Origin of the sequence: Pseudomonas sp. H1h (assembly GCF_000633255.1) — a bacterium.
GTDB lineage: Bacteria > Pseudomonadota > Gammaproteobacteria > Pseudomonadales > Pseudomonadaceae > Aquipseudomonas.
In genome coordinates this window covers 217,444-234,014 of sequence record NZ_AYMJ01000011.1, presented here as the reverse complement: position 1 = coordinate 234,014, position 16,571 = coordinate 217,444, and the positions used below count along the sequence as shown (strand labels likewise).

Annotated in this window: 27 protein-coding genes; 24 read left to right on the top strand and 3 right to left on the bottom strand. The window is 57.4% G+C overall.

What is annotated here, in order from left to right; all coding sequences use genetic code 11:
- Positions 1-228: 228 nt before the first annotated feature.
- The 7 genes from U862_RS29495 (at position 229) to U862_RS0109025 (ending at position 3,984) form a co-directional block, all read left to right on the top strand.
- Complete coding sequence (locus U862_RS29495) at positions 229-387, top strand: Com family DNA-binding transcriptional regulator (protein ID WP_081794866.1); 159 nt, start codon at positions 229-231, stop codon at positions 385-387.
- A gap of 38 nt (positions 388-425) precedes the next feature.
- Entirely contained in the window at positions 426-1,388 is a 963-nt protein-coding gene (locus tag U862_RS0109045; RefSeq protein ID WP_025110105.1) for a hypothetical protein, read from the top strand.
- A gap of 300 nt (positions 1,389-1,688) precedes the next feature.
- Entirely contained in the window at positions 1,689-1,841 is a 153-nt protein-coding gene (locus tag U862_RS29490; RefSeq protein WP_256214647.1) for a Com family DNA-binding transcriptional regulator, read from the top strand.
- Positions 1,842-1,887: 46 nt separating this feature from the next.
- The gene (locus tag U862_RS0109040; RefSeq protein WP_025110104.1) at positions 1,888-2,211 is read left to right on the top strand and encodes a hypothetical protein; all 324 of its coding nucleotides are present in this window, start codon (positions 1,888-1,890) and stop codon (positions 2,209-2,211) included.
- 136 nt (positions 2,212-2,347) lie between these two features.
- On the top strand, positions 2,348-3,205 hold the full coding sequence (locus U862_RS0109035) for a putidacin L1 family lectin-like bacteriocin (RefSeq protein WP_025110103.1): 858 nt from the start codon (positions 2,348-2,350) through the stop codon (positions 3,203-3,205).
- 96 nt (positions 3,206-3,301) lie between these two features.
- Positions 3,302-3,640 carry a hypothetical protein gene (locus U862_RS0109030; protein WP_025110102.1) on the top strand — a complete coding sequence of 113 codons (339 nt, stop codon included), beginning with the start codon at positions 3,302-3,304 and terminating at the stop codon, positions 3,638-3,640.
- Positions 3,637-3,984 carry a hypothetical protein gene (locus tag U862_RS0109025; RefSeq protein WP_025110101.1) on the top strand — a complete coding sequence of 116 codons (348 nt, stop codon included), beginning with the start codon at positions 3,637-3,639 and terminating at the stop codon, positions 3,982-3,984. Before U862_RS0109030 ends, U862_RS0109025 begins: the two co-directional genes overlap by 4 nt.
- Before the next feature lie 38 nt (positions 3,985-4,022).
- On the opposite strand, the gene U862_RS0109020 is transcribed toward U862_RS0109025, so the two are convergent.
- Positions 4,023-4,361: a YceK/YidQ family lipoprotein gene (locus U862_RS0109020; protein ID WP_025110100.1), complete on the bottom strand. Its 339-nt coding sequence runs from the start codon at positions 4,359-4,361 to the stop codon at positions 4,023-4,025.
- 121 nt (positions 4,362-4,482) lie between these two features.
- Here U862_RS0109020 and U862_RS0109015 point away from each other — a divergent pair, with 121 nt between their 5' ends.
- Both U862_RS0109015 and U862_RS0109010 read left to right on the top strand, forming a co-directional pair.
- Positions 4,483-4,671: a hypothetical protein gene (locus U862_RS0109015; RefSeq protein WP_025110099.1), complete on the top strand. Its 189-nt coding sequence runs from the start codon at positions 4,483-4,485 to the stop codon at positions 4,669-4,671.
- Entirely contained in the window at positions 4,668-4,922 is a 255-nt protein-coding gene (locus tag U862_RS0109010; RefSeq protein ID WP_025110098.1) for a hypothetical protein, read from the top strand. The genes U862_RS0109015 and U862_RS0109010 overlap by 4 nt, the downstream gene beginning before the upstream one ends.
- A 69-nt stretch (positions 4,923-4,991) precedes the next feature.
- Here U862_RS0109010 and U862_RS0109005 read toward each other — a convergent pair whose 3' ends face one another.
- Positions 4,992-5,354 (bottom strand): hypothetical protein, encoded by a 363-nt coding sequence (locus tag U862_RS0109005; RefSeq protein WP_157836064.1) that lies wholly within the window; start codon positions 5,352-5,354, stop codon positions 4,992-4,994.
- Between the two features lie 126 nt (positions 5,355-5,480).
- Between U862_RS0109005 and U862_RS0108995 the strand changes: the two genes are divergently transcribed.
- The 11 genes from U862_RS0108995 (at position 5,481) to U862_RS0108945 (ending at position 14,207) form a co-directional block, all read left to right on the top strand.
- Positions 5,481-6,104 carry a putative metallopeptidase gene (locus U862_RS0108995; protein WP_025110096.1) on the top strand — a complete coding sequence of 208 codons (624 nt, stop codon included), beginning with the start codon at positions 5,481-5,483 and terminating at the stop codon, positions 6,102-6,104.
- Positions 6,105-6,135: 31 nt separating this feature from the next.
- Entirely contained in the window at positions 6,136-6,651 is a 516-nt protein-coding gene (locus U862_RS0108990) for a DUF2280 domain-containing protein (protein WP_025110095.1), read from the top strand.
- Positions 6,648-7,985 carry a terminase large subunit domain-containing protein gene (locus U862_RS29160; RefSeq protein WP_025110094.1) on the top strand — a complete coding sequence of 446 codons (1,338 nt, stop codon included), beginning with the start codon at positions 6,648-6,650 and terminating at the stop codon, positions 7,983-7,985. The genes U862_RS0108990 and U862_RS29160 overlap by 4 nt, the downstream gene beginning before the upstream one ends.
- Positions 7,985-9,445, top strand: coding sequence for a DUF4055 domain-containing protein (locus tag U862_RS0108980; RefSeq protein WP_025110093.1), 1,461 nt, complete (start codon positions 7,985-7,987; stop codon positions 9,443-9,445). Before U862_RS29160 ends, U862_RS0108980 begins: the two co-directional genes overlap by 1 nt.
- A complete protein-coding gene (locus tag U862_RS0108975; RefSeq protein WP_177327323.1) occupies positions 9,363-10,475 on the top strand; it encodes a minor capsid protein in 1,113 nt (370 codons plus the stop codon). Before U862_RS0108980 ends, U862_RS0108975 begins: the two co-directional genes overlap by 83 nt.
- A gap of 8 nt (positions 10,476-10,483) precedes the next feature.
- Positions 10,484-10,969 carry a DnaT-like ssDNA-binding protein gene (locus U862_RS0108970; protein ID WP_025110091.1) on the top strand — a complete coding sequence of 162 codons (486 nt, stop codon included), beginning with the start codon at positions 10,484-10,486 and terminating at the stop codon, positions 10,967-10,969.
- Positions 10,970-11,035: 66 nt separating this feature from the next.
- On the top strand, positions 11,036-11,650 hold the full coding sequence (locus tag U862_RS29155; protein WP_025110090.1) for a hypothetical protein: 615 nt from the start codon (positions 11,036-11,038) through the stop codon (positions 11,648-11,650).
- 88 nt (positions 11,651-11,738) lie between these two features.
- A complete protein-coding gene (locus tag U862_RS0108960) occupies positions 11,739-12,476 on the top strand; it encodes a hypothetical protein (RefSeq protein WP_025110089.1) in 738 nt (245 codons plus the stop codon).
- 3 nt (positions 12,477-12,479) lie between these two features.
- A complete protein-coding gene (locus tag U862_RS0108955) occupies positions 12,480-13,457 on the top strand; it encodes a major capsid protein (protein ID WP_025110088.1) in 978 nt (325 codons plus the stop codon).
- 56 nt (positions 13,458-13,513) lie between these two features.
- Entirely contained in the window at positions 13,514-13,819 is a 306-nt protein-coding gene (locus U862_RS0108950) for a HeH/LEM domain-containing protein (protein ID WP_025110087.1), read from the top strand.
- 10 nt (positions 13,820-13,829) lie between these two features.
- A complete protein-coding gene (locus U862_RS0108945) occupies positions 13,830-14,207 on the top strand; it encodes a hypothetical protein (RefSeq protein WP_025110086.1) in 378 nt (125 codons plus the stop codon).
- A gap of 6 nt (positions 14,208-14,213) precedes the next feature.
- Here U862_RS0108945 and U862_RS0108940 read toward each other — a convergent pair whose 3' ends face one another.
- Entirely contained in the window at positions 14,214-14,435 is a 222-nt protein-coding gene (locus tag U862_RS0108940) for a hypothetical protein (protein ID WP_025110085.1), read from the bottom strand.
- Between the two features lie 34 nt (positions 14,436-14,469).
- Between U862_RS0108940 and U862_RS0108935 the strand changes: the two genes are divergently transcribed.
- Genes U862_RS0108935 through U862_RS0108920 form a run of 4 tightly spaced genes read left to right on the top strand, consistent with a single transcriptional unit; the run spans position 14,470 to position 16,569 of the window.
- Entirely contained in the window at positions 14,470-14,859 is a 390-nt protein-coding gene (locus U862_RS0108935; RefSeq protein ID WP_025110084.1) for a hypothetical protein, read from the top strand.
- Position 14,860: 1 nt separating this feature from the next.
- Positions 14,861-15,445 carry a hypothetical protein gene (locus U862_RS0108930; protein ID WP_025110083.1) on the top strand — a complete coding sequence of 195 codons (585 nt, stop codon included), beginning with the start codon at positions 14,861-14,863 and terminating at the stop codon, positions 15,443-15,445.
- Positions 15,442-15,870, top strand: a complete 429-nt coding sequence (locus tag U862_RS0108925) for a phage tail terminator-like protein (protein ID WP_025110082.1) — start codon at positions 15,442-15,444, stop codon at positions 15,868-15,870. Before U862_RS0108930 ends, U862_RS0108925 begins: the two co-directional genes overlap by 4 nt.
- Before the next feature lie 39 nt (positions 15,871-15,909).
- Entirely contained in the window at positions 15,910-16,569 is a 660-nt protein-coding gene (locus tag U862_RS0108920) for a phage tail protein (protein ID WP_025110081.1), read from the top strand.
- Positions 16,570-16,571: the final 2 nt, after the last annotated feature.

Sequence of the window (16,571 nt, the reverse complement as noted above, 5' to 3'; positions counted from 1 at the left end):
TTGAAAAAGCCGGTTCTGAAGCCGGTTTTTTTATGCCCGCCAGAAAGCAAAAAGCCCCGACAAGTTCGGGGCTTTTTTATGCGCGGTGAAAAAGAGAGGGCGACTCCAAAGGATGCGCTAACACCCAAAAGAGACGCTAGATCGCAGATAGTGCCTGCAAGCCAGCCAAGGCCCTCACTGCTCGCGCGAGCGGGACGGAGCCTAGCAGAAAAACAAATGGACTTGCAGATGTTAAAAGAATGCAGATGCGGAAAATGCAACAGACTTCTCGCCCGGGTGGGTGAGTTTACCGAGCTCCAGATCAAATGTTCCCGATGCGGGACGCTGAATCATGTGAAGGCCGCGAGCCTCGAGCAATCGCCCATGAGCGCCATACGCCCAATATAGAGGCCTGAACTTAAATCAGCTCAATAACGGAGTTTAAAATGGAAAACGCAAACTCAGCGTCTCAAACCTTGCAAGATCTTTGGACTCAAGTAGAACCGGTGGATAACACCGGCATGCTTCGGCGCGTGGTTTTTGCGGAGGGCAAGTTTTATGCGGCTGGTGGCAACGGTCTTCCCTCAACCACTCAGCTTGTCGGCGGAAGCGCAACTGGTACAGCTTGGACCAAGATTCAGGGCGCCCTCACCTCTGATAGCGGGAAGGTCATCAATGAGCTGTACTGGAACGGTATTGGGTCATCGCTTCAAGCCCTTTCTCAAGCCGGCAATCTGATCTTCGGCAGCACAGCACGCCCTGAAAGGGCTTGGACAGACCTTACGGCAACTGTTCGCGCGTCCGGAGACTTGCAAGGCATTGTGTTTTATAAGCCAATTTACGGCGAGAACAACACCTGGATACTGGTTGGGTCTAACGGTAAAGTCTTTTCCCGTTATGGCGATTGGTCGGGCCAGGTGGAGCGCACTACGACCTTCACTTCTAGCGAGACTGTTTACTGCGTCAACGTCATTGGCAGTTTTGTGTTGATTGCGGGATCGAATGGGAAGCTGCTCAGCGCTGTGAAGATGGCGACGGATAATCCGCAAACATTCACGACCAGAACCAGCACCTTCGGCAGTAGCACCATCCTTTCCATGAAGCTTTGCAACGGGAAAATGTTTATCGTTGGTGCGGATGGCAAGATGGCATATTCATCCGATGGACTTAGCTGGACTGCTGTTGAAGATACCAGTTTCGGTGGAACCATCATCCGCGACATTGCTTACGGTAATGGCAAGTATGTAGCTGTCGGCGACGGTGGCAAGACAGCCGTTTCCGAGGATGGAATCGGCTGGGTTCAGCAAGCCAACACTTTTGCAGGAACCGATATCCGGAGCGTCGCTTACGGCAACGGCAAGTTTGTAGCTGTTGGTGCAGGCGGCAAGATTGCTTACTGGACTCCATGATCTTCTATCTCCTTGCGTAATAGAGCCCAGCCGTCGCGCTGGGCTTTTTCATTTCTGATTCAGGCTCGGGGGATGCCTGGACTCGGATAAGCCGGTAGTGCAGCGCTACGGAAAAACATCGGCGGCCCGTGCATCCTGACCTCACTGTGCTTCCAGGGTGGCGCGAGACAATAACGGCGCGATCGACGCATTGAGGCGTCGACGCTGAGAAGGTCTTTGGCCGGCAGCTCGGGAAGACGAGCGCACCTGCACTTGCAGGGGCTTTTTTGTTTCCGCAAGAAAGCCATTTGCAAAAGGAATTTGCAGATGTTGAAAGAATGCAGATGTGGAAAATGCAAAAGACTTCTCGCCCGGGTGGGTGAGTTTACCGAGCTCCAGATCAAGTGTTCCCGATGCGGAACGTTGAATCATGAGAAGGCCACGAGCCTCGAGCGATCGCCTTTGAGCGACTGAATGCGGAATCCTCCGCGAATAATCATTTGACTCAATAGGTAAAAAAATGGAACCAGTACAAATCGGCAGCCGCTTCAAATCGGTGGCAACCAGCTACGAAGACGTAATTTTCACTCCGGCACAGAACGTCAATGGCGCGGTAGTTCGAACAGCTACGATGATTAGCCCATCCGGGAACGGATTTATTAGCACCGGCACGACCATGCCTACTGGGCGCTGGATGACTAACGTGCCTGTTATCTTGTCCGCCGTTAACGGTTCTTCCACTCTCCCGTTCCCTGTGACCATTCCTGCCGGTCAGGGCCTTTGGGTAGCAATGACGCAGAATGGCGGCGGTACGGCTTACGTGACCTACGACCTGCTGCCGTAACGGGTAAAAAGGCGTTTCTACGGCTTTTTTCTCAGTATGAAAAAAACAGAAGGTCAGGAGCCTCTAGAGATCGCCTCTGAGCGACATGAAAGCGGAAATCTTCGCGAACAATCATTCGACTCTATAGGTGAACAACATGGCTGGACGTACACGTACTCCGTTTCAACGCAGCGGTACTTCGATTCTCCCTGCTTATCAAACGATGTCTCCGGGACAATTCCTGCTTTCGCCAAACGGCCGATTCAAGCTGCTGTTGCAACCCGACGGCAACCTCGCGTTGCAGGACAATGGCGCGGTGGTTTGGATCGCCAACGAAACTACCCCTTACACTTCAACCGTTCCATTGCGATACCAGGTGCCGGTGCAGCTGTATGTTCAATTTGGCGCGTTTCTCGACGATCCTCTCCGGGGTCGTACCTGGCTAACCAACAACTCTGGCTTCACCAGTGAAGATCAGTGGAACCGAACTCATATGGCATTGCAGAACGACGGCAACATCGTTCTGGTCGACTCTCTGCCGATCTGGAATGGCACTCCATCCCTTCCGCTTGATCCAGGTGGTGGTGCGTATCTGTTCGGCGGTACAACCGAACTGGCAATGGGTGTTCCGTACTTTGCCGGTGACGGCGCCTTGATCTTCCAAGGGGACGGCAACGTCGTGAACTATGGCCCGAACTGGAGTGTTCGCTGGGCCAGCTACACCCAGAACAAGGGTGCGGTGCGAGCTGTATTCCAGAATGATGGTAACTTCGTTATTTATGCAGCGAATAACGTACCGATCTGGCAGTCGGGCACTGGCGGGCATCCTGGTGCCACCATGCGACTGCAGCCGAATGGCAGCCTGGCGATTGTCCAGGAAACCCCGGTTTGGGCTCGTTTTGGCTTCACGCCAACAGCGCGTCGCCGGAAGGTTTACTACCCAGACAACACCAGCGCCGAGCATAACGGTACAGACCCGTACCCAACCTATGGCCACATCGGCTGGGAATTCTGAGCAAACCTCTCCGCCTTAGGGCGGAGAGTCTTTCTTTTTTGGACGCAGGTCTTCCGACAAGACTTTTTTATCAATCATGCACACGGAGTCGAGCGCATGGATTCTTTACATCGCCTGCTCGAGCTCATCGACAGGTTCGGATTGCTGATCGCGGGATTGGTCGGCGCCGTTGTCGCCAGTTGGTGGCACAAGGACGACCTGACGGATTGGCGTGCCTGGATTGTTTTTCTGATTACGGGAGTCGCCTGCTCGATTTATTTGACGAGTATGGTCAGCGCCTACTTGGGTGTAACCGAGCCGAAGATCGTCGCAGGGATCGGCTTCCTTCTTGGGGCGTTCGGTGGTTCGCTGCTCGCAGCCATCAATCGCGCCATCAAATCCGCTGACCTCTGGGCGCTTATTCGCCAGCGGTTCGGGGGAGGCAATCCACCATGAATTTTGAACTGATCAACTCTATCGCCTGCGGCTTAATTGCCTTCTGGGCGACCTGGTGTGTTCTGAGCGGTCGAGTGCGGGACGGCGTCATCGGAAAGCTGATCTATTCGGCGATTGCCATCAGCGGGTTCGTCGTGATGAGCCGGGAGCAGACCATCTTCATGATGGGCCCAACCACGGCCGGCATCACGTTGCACGTCTCGCTGGCCCTGGCCGGCATGCGCCACATCTTCATGGTCATCTGGTGGCAGCGGGTGAAGGCATGGCTCTGCCGGACGATGAACTGCGAGCACTGCCTGCGCTGTGACAAGGCGCCGGGCGGGATCGACCGGCGCGGCAAATAAGTCGTGTCATCTTCTCTTGGAGGCAGTCACTTCACTTGCTATTCGAACCGGGACTTCTTGATATCTCCATGCTTGTTTTGCAAATAAATGGTGTATGGCAGAACGAGAGTGTCCGCGACTGCTGAAATTCCCATATCCAAGGCGATTAGGGCTGCAGCGGGGTGTCCGTCAAACCCACTGGTACGGCGCGGCTCCGCATTCAATGTGCAGTAGTCAAGGATGGCACCACCGTAGATGCGAGACACCGAATCGCAATGGGATTGCCATCGAGCCAGTTTATTGCTGGTGATGGAATCGTCCCGGAAGGTCGTGTTGATCGTTCCGCACCCGGTCGCTGAAGCGGCCGCGAGTATCAAAAGAAAGTATCTGAAGGTCATTTGGTCGATTCCGTTCGAAGGACATGAGTGGTAGCTGAAGATCTGGAATGAGAGTACCACTTTCACAAGTTGCGACACGTTTAGCGAATCAGCAAATTGTGTCGCGACACCGGAGCAAGACATGACCGCAGACATCCATGACATCGCCGACCAACGCCCGCACCTGACGGTTGCGGCCGATGACGGTGTCCACGTACTGCCCTGTGACTTGGTGCGCACGGTGATCGTCGGCGACAAGCCATCGGCCATCCTAACCGAGCCAGTTCTGCGCCGGATCATTGAAGAGTGGTTCCAGAGGTTAACGGCATGACCGCGAAGCTCGTTGAGTTCAAGCGGGAGGGTTGGCGCGACGCCGCCAAGACCCTGCGCAAGATCGCTGACGACCTCGATGCCGGTGTGCACCCGGAATGCACGGTAGGCGCGCTGACCATCATGGGGCCTAAAGGCGAGGTGACCGTGTTCGGTCTCGGGCCAAAGTGCGACGACCTGCAATGCCTGGGCGCAATGCGGCTGGGTGAGCAGAAGCTGATTGATGTGCTGCTGGAGCAGCCAGAGACATAAGGATCTCCAATGACAACCAAGCAACCCGATTGGGAGGCGATCGAACGAGCCTACCGGACTGGGCGACCGTTAAATGGGCGGAGGCTGGTCTGACGCATTGAGGGCTTCAGCGCGTTTTTGTCGGCGATTCAAAAAGTATCGAACGTTCACGATTAAAGCAGTAGCGGTATACAGATAAGCATTCAAAAGCGACACGCTGAATACGTAAATTTCCAACCTGCCTGGGTAGGTCTTTCTTAGTAAGAACGTAACGACAAAAACTAAAGAAATTCCAGCTCCAAAGCCCATAGCTCCTGAGTAGCAGTGCGTTTTCCAAGCTCCCCAAACGACTCCTTTAGGTCTGATCTGATCGAACAGGCCAAGACCGATGTACAGCAGGAGAAGGAGTGCGGGGAGGGCTACAAATAACAGCTTCGAGTAATAGATATCCAATTCGAGCAGACTCCTTTGCAGGTGCATTCCCATGGTGTGGCTTCCGAAGATGATAGTTGGAAAAGTTCGGGTGGTTATAGGAACTGCTCTGATCGACGCTTTCTTGGATACCAATGAGGAGACGTGATGGAAAGACCCACACCACCTGGCTCACTGCTTGATCTGTCCGATCTACCTGACTTCGGCATCCGCCTGACTCCGGCGCCCGAGGTGTGGGAATGGCTCCAGACCGAAATTCTCGCCGAAACCGGAAGCGTTTATAACGAAGAACACGCCCATCTGATCGATGCGGACATTCGTGTGATGTGGGCATCTGCTGCCTTCACGAAGAAGGGGCGCACAGTGGTCGGTCAAGCCGAGCAGGTAGCGTTTCGCGCTGGTGGTTGGCAAAAGGCGAGAATGGAACAGCAAATGATGGATTGGTTCGGCGACGTGCCGGCCTACATCATCACCCTTGCCGCCGATTACTGCGCCCAGTGCTCTGATGCTGACTTCTGCGCACTGGTTGAGCATGAGCTTTACCACATCGCCCAGGCGACCGATAAGTACGGTCAACCAGCTTTCACCCAGGACGGCCTGCCCAAGCTTGAGATGCGCGGACACGACGTTGAAGAGTTCGTCGGTGTGGTGCGTCGGTATGGTGCAAGTCTGGCGGTTCAAGAGCTGGTGGATGCTGCAAACAATCCTGCCGAGGTAGGGAAAATGAACATTGCGAGGGCCTGCGGAACCTGTCTGCTCAAGTCGGCCTGATATGAGACAGGCATGAGACGGAATCCAATCTATGGCAGCCCTGAAAAACGATGTGAAAGCCTTCATCGTTCAGGCTTTGGCGTGTTTCGACACTCCGACGCAGGTCTCACAAGCGGTGAAGCAAGAATTCGATGTTGATGTAACCCGCCAGCAGGTAGAGCAGCACGACCCAACCAAGCGCGCCGGCGTGAACCTGGCAGCCAAGTGGCAGACCCTCTTTCATGACACCCGCAAGCGCTTTCGTGAGCAGACCGCAGAGATACCGATCGCAAACCGTGCGTATCGACTACGCGCGCTTGGACGCATGGCTGAAAAGGCCGAGACAATGAAGAACATGGCCCTTGCCACTCAGATCATTGAGCAAGCAGCCAAGGAGATCGGGGACGTATACGTCAATCGACGCGTTGAGCCGGACAAGTCGCTGGATGAAGAAATCAAACTGCTTGAGATCGAGAAGCGTAAGGCCGAGCTCAAGCTGATAGAGAAGGGCGGCGGAAACTCAAACGCCCAGCTGCTGGCCGATTTGATCGCGAGGCTGCCGTCATGAAGGCCAACACCGGCAACCTGTTGTTTGATCGCCAACTGTCACGCTGGTATCCGCTCAAGGATCACCCTGTACAGCTCGCCCTGGTTGCGGCTGTATCTGAGGGCATCCGTTTCCCGCTGGTGCCTGCTGGGCGCCGAAGCGGCAAGACCGAACGGTTCAAGCGCTTCCTCGTAAAGCAGGCATCCGCTTACACCGGCATGTACTTCGCCGCCGCGCCAACGCATGCCCAGGCCAAGAAGATCTTCTGGGATGACCTCAAGGCTTTCACGCTGAGCTGCATGCACAGTCGCCGGCCTTCTGAGTCGGATCTGATCATCTACTTGGACAACGGTAGCGAGATCCACGTCATCGGCTTGGACAAGCCACAGCGGATCGAGGGTATCCCGTGGACGGGCGGCGGAATCGACGAGTTCGCCGACATCAAGCCGGATGCCTGGGAAGCAAACATTCTCCCGGCGCTGAACACCGTCAACCCGACCATGCCGGATTACCGGGCCTGGTGCTGGTTGCTTGGCGTGCCGGACGGCCTGAACCATTACTACGACCTGTGCATGCAGGCGGAGTCGGGCAATGACCCGAACTTCCGCGTGTTTCATTGGAAATCGGCCGAGATTCTTCCGGCTGACGTAATGGATGCAATGAAGCGGGCCATGTCGGCCAAGCAGTTCAAGCAGGAATTCGAAGCATCGTTTGAAACGGCATCAGGCCGTATCTACGAGGACTACAGCAAGGCGAACACCACGAATGCAGCCATTGAGCCGCACGAGCAGCTGTTGTGGATGCACGACCAGAACTTCACGCCCCTGTCTTCGGCCATCGGTGTGCGGCGCAACGACGGCAAAGACCTTTACCTGCTGGATGAGATCGTGCTGATTAGCGCGGTATCGAAGCAGTCGGCAGCCGAGTTCGTGGACAAGTTCAAGGACCACAAGAACAAGCATGTCCTGATCTACGGCGACCCGGCCGGCAAGGCGGGCGAGAAGCACGGCCACGCATCTGACTACACCGACATCGAGGGCGTGCTCAAGGCTAATGGCTGGACGTACACGCGCAAGGTCAAGCCGGCGCACCCGTCCATCAAGGACCGGCAGAACGCCGTGCGGGCAAAGATCCTGACAGCCTCAGGAGAAACAAGCCTGTTCATCAACCCGGTCACCGCTCCCTGGTGCCACAAGGGTTTGAGTACGGTTCAACTTCAAATGGGCTCGACCTTCCAGGAAGACCAGAAAAACGACTACCAGCACATCACCACGGCGATTGGGTATTGCATCGACGTCGAGTGGCCGTGCATCAAACGCACAGGCGGAACACGCCGAATTGGAGGCTTGGCCTGATGCCAGTGCAATCGACAAACCCCGACTACGACGCGCACATCGCCGAGTGGGAGATGATGGACGACGCGCTCGAGGGTGAGTGCGCCGTCAAACGCAACGAGCGCAACCTGCCCAAGCCGAGCGGCATGGTCGAAGCCGAAAAGCTCGACGCCGCCGGCAACAAGTACCTTTACGCGAACTACACGGCCCGCGCTCAGTACGAGCACTGGGTGCGTGACTCTCTGCGCTCGATGATGGGGTTGGTGTCTCGGCTGATCCCGGAGATCGAACTGCCCACTGGTTTGAAAGTGTTGGAGGACAACGCCACGGCGGACGGCTTCGGCCTGAAGCAGCTGTTCTTCCGCATGGTGCGCCAGGCGATCTCGCACGGTCGGGTGCCGCTGGTGGTGAACATCGATGATCGCGGCGAGCCGTATTTCTCGACTTATGCCACGCGCAACGCCATCAACTGGGACACCGCGGACCAAGGCGGCCGGCAGGATCTGGTCCTTTCGGTGTTCCGCGAGTTTCGCAAGAAGGGCGGCGATCGATACAGCCACGACTGCGACACGGTTTTCCGTGAGTTCTTCATGGACGGAAATGTTTGCTACACCGCGGTGCGGAACGAGGGTGGCGAACTTGTCGAGGATGAGCGGCCTCTAGGTACCACTGACACCGACAATCGCCTAGTCAAAGGGCTGGCGTACCTTCCGGTGATCTACTGCGGCTCTACCGACAACTCGCCAGATGTCGACGAGGTGCCGCTGCTGACCATGGCGCGGGCCGCTTTGAAGTCGTATCAGCTGAGTGCTGACTACTTCACCGCACTGCACCAAACTAGCCATCCGCAGCCGTGGGTGTCCGGTCTCGATGAGTCCGTAGAGCTCAGCGTGACGGGGCCATCGGCGGCATGGGATCTTGGCCCGAGCGGACAGTGCGGTTACCTAGAGTTCCAAGGTGCCGGCATTGAAGCAGTACGCAAAGCCATGGATGACCAGAAAAACGCCGCGCTTGAAGCCGGCGCCAAGGTCATGGACGTGGCCGGTACGGAGTCGGGTGAGGCGCGCAAAACACGCCAAAACGACCAGCACGCCACGCTGCACAGCATCGTCATCACGGTGGCCGAGGCGGTGGAGCAGGGTCTGCGATACGCCGCCGAGTGGAAGGGCTACGACCCCAAGCAGGTCAAGTTCAAGGTGAACCCTGAATTCGTGACCCCAGTGGTCGACGCGCAGGTTCTCGCCGAGCTGCTGAAAGGTGTGATGGCCGGAACGATCAGCGCCGATACCTACTGGCAGTACCTCACCACCGGCAAGCTGCCGGAGCGCCCATATGAAGATGAAGCCGACCTGATCAGCGATGAGCGCGAGTCGGCCGGCATTAACCTGGACAAAGAAGATGTCAACGACAAGCCAGGCGCAGGCGGACAGCCAATTACTGGAGCAGACGACCCGTCACTCGGTAATGCTGGAGCGGCTTAAGGCTGGCGAGGTCAAAAAGTTCGAGAAGTACCTGCGCCAGATCGACAAGCTGGTGCGCGAGCAACTGACACGCAAGGAGCTGACGACCTACAGTCGCGATCGCCTTGAGCAGTTTCTGGCCCGAGTCGACGGAAAGCTGCTGGAGATTTATAAGGCCTTCGGCGATGTTGTGCAGGTCGATCTGGTGGATATTGCGCTGTATGAGGCCACCTTCGAGGCCAACAGCCTGAGCAATGCGCTCTCCATCGACGCAGTGGTGCCGACCAACACGGTGATCCGCGCGGCGGTGTTCTCCTATCCGCTGCAGGTGAAGGGCATCGATGGCGGGAAGCTGCTCAAGAGCTTCCTCAGCGGCTGGACGCGGACTGAGACGATGCGGGTAACGAACACCATCCGGCTCGGCTTCGGCCAAGGCCAGACGAACGCCCAGATCATCCAGGCTATTCGCGGCACCGCGGCGCAGAACTTTACCGATGGCATTCTTGCAGTAAGCAATCGCAACGCCGCCTCTGTGGTGCAGACAGCGATTCAGCATGTGGCCACCACGGCGCGGATGGAAACCCTGAAGGCCAATAGTGATGTAGTTTTGGGCTACAGGTGGGTTTCGACGCTCGACCGCAAGACCTCACAACAGTGCAAGGGCTTGGATGGTATGCGCTTTGACTTGGGGAAAGGGCCGCTGCCGCCGGCGCACATCAACTGCCGGTCGACTACGGTGCCGACCACCAGGCTTTCGGAGACGTTTGCCAAGGACGCCACGCGCGCTTCGATAGGCGACAATGGCGGGGCGCAGGTCGATGCAAGTTTGAATTATTACGAATGGCTGGCAACACAGCCAGCGAGCTTCCAAGATCATGCACTTGGCCCCGTCCGGGGCAAGCTGTTCCGAGATGGCGGGCTGACGCCGGAGAAGTTCGCCAAGCTGCAGCTCGACAAGAAGTTCAAGCCACTGACCCTGGCCGAACTGAAGGCCATTGAGCCTGACATGTTCGCCCGGGCAGGCGTTACACTCGGGACACCACCAGGTTGAGATGACCGATGCAGATCATTGTTGAGGATGGGCAGGGAAGGCCGGATGCCAACAGCTTTGTACCGCTGGAGAAGCTGACCTTCTACCGCGACTACTACGGCTTTCGGATCCCTGAAGCAGAGCCCGATCAGGTTGCGTTGCTGCTGCGCGCCGCGGCGGACATCAACGCCCGGCAGTGGAAAGGGCGCAAGGCCAATCCAGATCAGGCAATGGCCTGGCCTCGGCGTGACTGTAAGATCGAATGCCAGACGCTTTCAGAGACGTTCGTGCCCTTTGAGCTTGAATGGGGCCAAGTACGGCTGGCAGTTGAGTTATACGCCGCCGAACAGGGCTTCCAGATCGAAGAGCCAACGCATTGCACGGAGCCAAACGGGCGACGAACTCGGCTCAATCGCGATACGCCGGGCTTTCGCATGCGACCGCCGCCATACGCGCCGAGTAGGACGCAGTTCGCTGATTACCTTGTCATGCGTGGGTTGACTGTCGTTGAGTAGAGTGCAAAGCGGTTGGCCGGTCGCGTGCTGGCTGCTATAAGCTCCTGTGATTTAGGGGGCTAGTTAATGAATTGGATGGCAGTGCTGATCGCGGCGCTAATGTGCCTGATTTGCGGGATGCTTGGTCTTACCGCAGGCATCAATTTTAACTCTACGTCGACTGTTTCCTTCGTTTGGGATTGGAATACCGCCGGTAGCTGGGTCTCCGGGGTGGGGGCGCTGCTAGCCGTTCTTGTTAGCCTATGGATGGCTAACCGCGGCGAGAGAATGCAAGCGGAAAGAGAGAAGGAAAATTTGAAGATTGATGTAAGGGTGGGGGGCATGTTTGCGCACCTGCACATCGTTTCTCTCGGACATTACCCGGTAATAGTAAAGACCGTGCTTATTGGTCGTTCGAGCAAAAACGCCATAAGTCCCGTCCTTAACGATTCATCGGGAGATCAAATTATATTCCCCGTTCGTTTGGGCTTTAGGGAGGAAATACATGCCAGTTGGCGGTCAGATCAGGCCAAACAGTTAGTAACGATCGTAAGTTGGTTGCAGCCCTTCACCCTAAATGAATTGACGATCGAAGTAATCACCTCCATGGATGTTCACGTTTTGCCCGTGGATGCCAACTTCATTGCCTGGCTACAGGATGCAGCCAACAGGCATGACATTAAACTTCTAAGCCCGCATTGACTTTATCGATGCAAATTCCAAACCTCGGCCATGCCGGGGTTTTTTTATGCCTGCAAAGCGGGCCGACCAAACCCAAGGGGTGCACCAAGTGGCAGACGAAAACCAGATTGATCTTGAAGACCCGGCAGTCAAATCCGCGATCGTTGAAGCGGTAGAGGCGGCGACCCTGGGACTCAAGAACAAAAACACCGAGCTGCTTGGCTCGCTCCGGACTACCAAAACCGAACTGGACGGCTTCAAGACCCAGTTCGAAGGTTTGGACATCGCCGCCGTGAAGGGGCTGCTGACAAAGGTGGGCCAGGACGAAGAGACCAAGCTGATTGCCGAGGGCAAGCTGGACGAGGTCATCACCCGACGCACCGAGCGCCTGCGCACCGACTACGACACCAAGCTTGCCGCCGAGAAGGCCCGTGCTGACAAAGCCGAGCAATTCGCCGCCAAGTACAGCGACAAGGTGCTGGCCGATTCCATCCGCGCTGCAGCCATCAAGGCCGGCGCGCTCCCCGAAGCCGCCGAGGACATCATCCTGCGCGCACGGGGCGCTTTCAAACTCAGTGAAGACGGTGAGGCGATCGCCACCGACCGTGACGGCGAGGTCGTTTACGGGAAGGACGGGAAAACCCCGCTGTCTCCGCTCGAATGGGCGGAGTCGCTGCGTGAAACAGCAACACACCTGTGGCCAAGGGCTCAGGGTGCCGGTCCGACCGGCGATCAAGGTGGCAAGGCCACGAAGAAATGGGGCGAATACACCGAGCAGGAGCGCGCCGCGCTGGCTCGTGACAACCCCGAAGCATTCAAAAAACTCCAGGCCACCAAAGGAACCTAGTCCATGGCAACTACCCAACTGACTGACATCTTCGTCGGTGACTACTACGCCTCCCTGGCGCCGGTTAACAGCCCGGAAAAGACCGCTGTATATGAGTCGGGCATCGTGACTCGCTCGCCAGTGCTGGATGCGATCGCCTCCGGCAGCCAAGGCACCGCTGAGATCAGCTACTGGCAGGATCTCAACGCTGATGAAGCTCCGAACATCAGCAACGATGACCCGAATGACCAAGGCGAAGTCGGCAAGGTCGAGCAGGACAGCATGCGTGCCCGAGTCCTGTACCTCAACAAAGGTTACGGCGTAACCGATTTGACTGCGGAGCTGGCCAACACCGAACCACAACAGCAGATCCGCAACCGCTTCGGCACCTACTGGACTCGTCAGTGGCAGCGCTACACCCTGGGTGCCGCTCGCGGCATCATTGCCTCGAACATCGCCAATAACGGCGGTGACATGGTCATCGACGCGGGCGCGACCATCAACGCGAATGCCTTTCAGGATGCCGCGTTTACCGCCGGCGATGCTGCTGATCAGTTCGGCGCGATCGGCGTGCACTCGGTCGTGATGAACCAGATGGTCAAGCAAGACCTGATCGAGTACCTACGCGACTCCGACGGCAAGATCATCCTGGCAACCTACCTGGGCAAACCGGTGTTCATGGACGATGGCCTGATCTATGGCGCTGGCAAATACCTGTCTGTGTTCTTCGGCCAGGGCGCTTTCGGCTACGGCGAAGGTGCTCCGAAGGTGCCGGTCGAGCTGGAGCGTAAGCCGGGCGGCGGCAACGGCGGCGGTGCGGAAGTGCTGTGGGAGCGGAAGACCTACATCCTCCAGCCTGCTGGTTTCAGCTGGAAGGGCTCCGAGGCCCAGAACGCCAGCCCAACCGCGACTCAGTACGCAGCTGCTGCGAACTGGCAGCGTGTGTTCAGCCGCAAGCAGGTCCCGTTCGCCGCTGTGATCAGCGGAACCACTACGCCGTAACTCGGCCCGCACAGCCTGGCGCCTATACGGGCGCCGGGATGCTTTTGAGGTGACTTATGAAAGTGATCTACACAGACAGTCCGGGCAAAGAGCGCGGCGTGTGCTACCGCCTGCTGAGCGAATTCTTCGGTGTCATCGGCTCCGCTACCGAGGTGGTTGTCGATGGCGATGCACCGGATATCGTCGATGCATACCAAGCGGCTGGCATCAAGGTCTCGGACGGCAATGAGCAGGAAGCCGAGGAAACCGACCCTCTGAAAATGAAAGTCCCCGAGCTGAAAGAGTGGCTGACCGCCAAGGGTATTACCTTCGACGCGACCGCCAAGAAAGAAGACCTGCTGACCCTGGTGCCGGCGGAATAAGGACAGACACATGACCGATTTCATCACCGTCGCCGATGTTGACGCCCAGCTCGGTTCTGGCTGGGCCGGCACCGGTGATCCGGTCCTTGCCGTGACCATGGCCAATGCATGGCTCACGACCAAGATTAAGCGGGCTGTTCCATATCCGGTTCCGACCGAGATCAAAACAGCCGGCGCTCAGGTCGCGAAAGAGGCGGCGGCGGGCAAGCTGTACACGCCCACGCAGAAGGAAGTGCAGAGCAAGACCGTATCGGCTCAGTCCGGCACGTCAGTGAGCAAGACCTACGTGGCGGGCTCTACCGATCAGTCAGCGGGCGTGAATTTCGCCCTCGCGCTGCTGGATCCTTGGATCAAACGATCTGGTGTGATGATGCTGAAAAGGATCTGAAACCCATCAATTGCGCCACCCTTGTTTCAGCTCCTCATCGAACCATTGCTCGGCATCGTACGAGGCCCCCATGGTGCTCCTGAAGTCCAAATATTGGCCATGACCATTCTCTTTCAGCCAACTGACGAAGGCGCCAAATGACGGGTGCCAATTCGCTGGCCTTTCTTGCGTCTCCGCCCATTCATGAGCTAGGCGACGAATCGCAATTTTGCATTCTGGTCGTTTCATTAACAGCTCCTTTGTGAGTTAGGGAGTATTGCATATGGGAATTCGCGAAGAGATCCAGGCCGAAATGGCTGAGGCGTTCGATGATCCTGATGGCCTGGCCGATGCGGTCAAGCCAGTGACAGGTGTGCGCAAGGTTGTGGGCGAGTATGACCCTGACCTGGGCGGTGCGCCCGAAGTGACCACCACCTACGGCGGTCGTGGAGTATTCGGCAGCTACCTAGCCAAAGAAGTCGACGGCTCCTTGATCCAGACGACCGACAAAAAGTTGCTGGTGCTGCAAAACGAACTATTCGTTTCGGAGGCGGGCGTGCCAACGGCGGTACCGGCCGCCCCGGCCATTGGCGATATCGTCAACGGGCTGCGGGTGATGAACGTATCGGCGGATCCTGCAGATGCAACATGGACGGCACAACTGAGGAAATGACATGGCGGCTCAATCGGGCAGCTTCGCCCTGAGTCTCGCCGAGTTCGCAGCTAAAACCAGTGAAGCGATCGACGCGAGCGTGCGCGAGATCATCATTGAGGTCGGCAGCAGCCTCATCCGCATGTCGCCCGTGGGCAACCCGGAGATCTGGGCGCAGAACGCTGTCGCAACTCAGTACAACAAGGCTGTCGACGACCACAATACTGCGCTGCGCAGCGACCCGGCCAACCTGACCAAGGGCGGCAGGCTCAAAAAAGGCCGCAAGCTCAATGACGGCATGGATATCGTTGCCCCGGAGGGCTACGTCGGCGGCCGATTCCGCGCGAATTGGCACATTTCCCTCGGAGTGGTCGAGAGCGTCACCTTCGATGAGGTTGACCCGAGCGGCACCGAGACAGTCGCTGCCCTGGTCGCCGCGATGAGTGATTTCACCGCCGGCCAGATCGCCTACATCATCAACAACTTGCCCTATGCGATCCCGCTGGAGTTCGGCCATTCCACGCAGGCTCCCGGCGGCATGGTCCGGGTTACCGTGGCTCGCTTCCAGCAGATCGTGCAGGAGGCCATCAGGAACAATCAGGTATGAGTCACGCACGCGCCCGTCAGGCCATCGAAACGAAGCTGGCCGCATGGTCGAATGGGCGCCCAATACGAGTGGCCTACTCGAGTCAGCCATTCACACCGGGTCCATCTGAAACCTATCTGCGGGCCTTCCAGCTACCAGCCAGCACCACCTGCCGTTATCTCGGCGGGGACGCCTACGAGTACACCGGCGTCTATCAGATCAGCATCGTCTGTCCATCTGCCCAGGCCATGGCGACCGCTGAAACGCTTGTTGAAGAGCTGACACGGCTCTTTCGAGTAGACACGCCACTGGCCCGCAACGGGTTCGATGGCCTCATCACTGAGCCAGTAGATCAGGGGCCAACTATCACAGAGTCCGCGACCTATACGGTCCCGGCCAGCTTCACCTACGCAGGTGTCGCAGACCAACCGCCCGCTGGGGCATAACCTACCGCCGTCAGGCGGGCATTCAAGAGGAAACACACCATGGCCGCACGCTTTCCGCTGCCGAACGGCGCTGTGCTGGAGATCGCCAGCATTATGGGGACCGCCGTCGCTTTCACCGCCCTGACCAACGCCAAACCGCCGGTTGCTACCTCTGTAGAGCACGACATTGAAAACGGCGACGTTTTGCTGATCAATTCCGGTTGGGCGCTGATCAACGATCGCGCAGTAAAAGCGTCCAGCGTTACTGCCGATGCCTTTGCGCTGGCCGGTCTCAATACCACCAACACTGACAAATTCACTGTCGGCGCAGGTTCTGGCTCTGTGATCCCGGTATCTGGATGGACGCAAATCTCGAAAGTCACTTCTTTCACATCGTCCGGCGGCGAGCAGCAATACCAAACTGTCGGCTACCTGGAAGATGACGACGACAAGCAGTTTCCAACCAACCGCAACCCGACCACGATCACCATCGTGGTTGAGGATCAGCCGACCGCTCAATACGTCGAGACTGTCGAAGGCTTCGATGACACCAAAGAGCTGGCCGTCGTGCGCATGAAGTTGCGCAATGGCGATCAAATCCTCTACCCAGGCTATGTGAGCATCACCCCCGATCCAACGATGGAGCGCAACAACGTAATGACGCGCACCATCAGCATCGGGCTTTCGGCTCGCTCGCTCCGCTATTTGGCCGGCGCATAAGG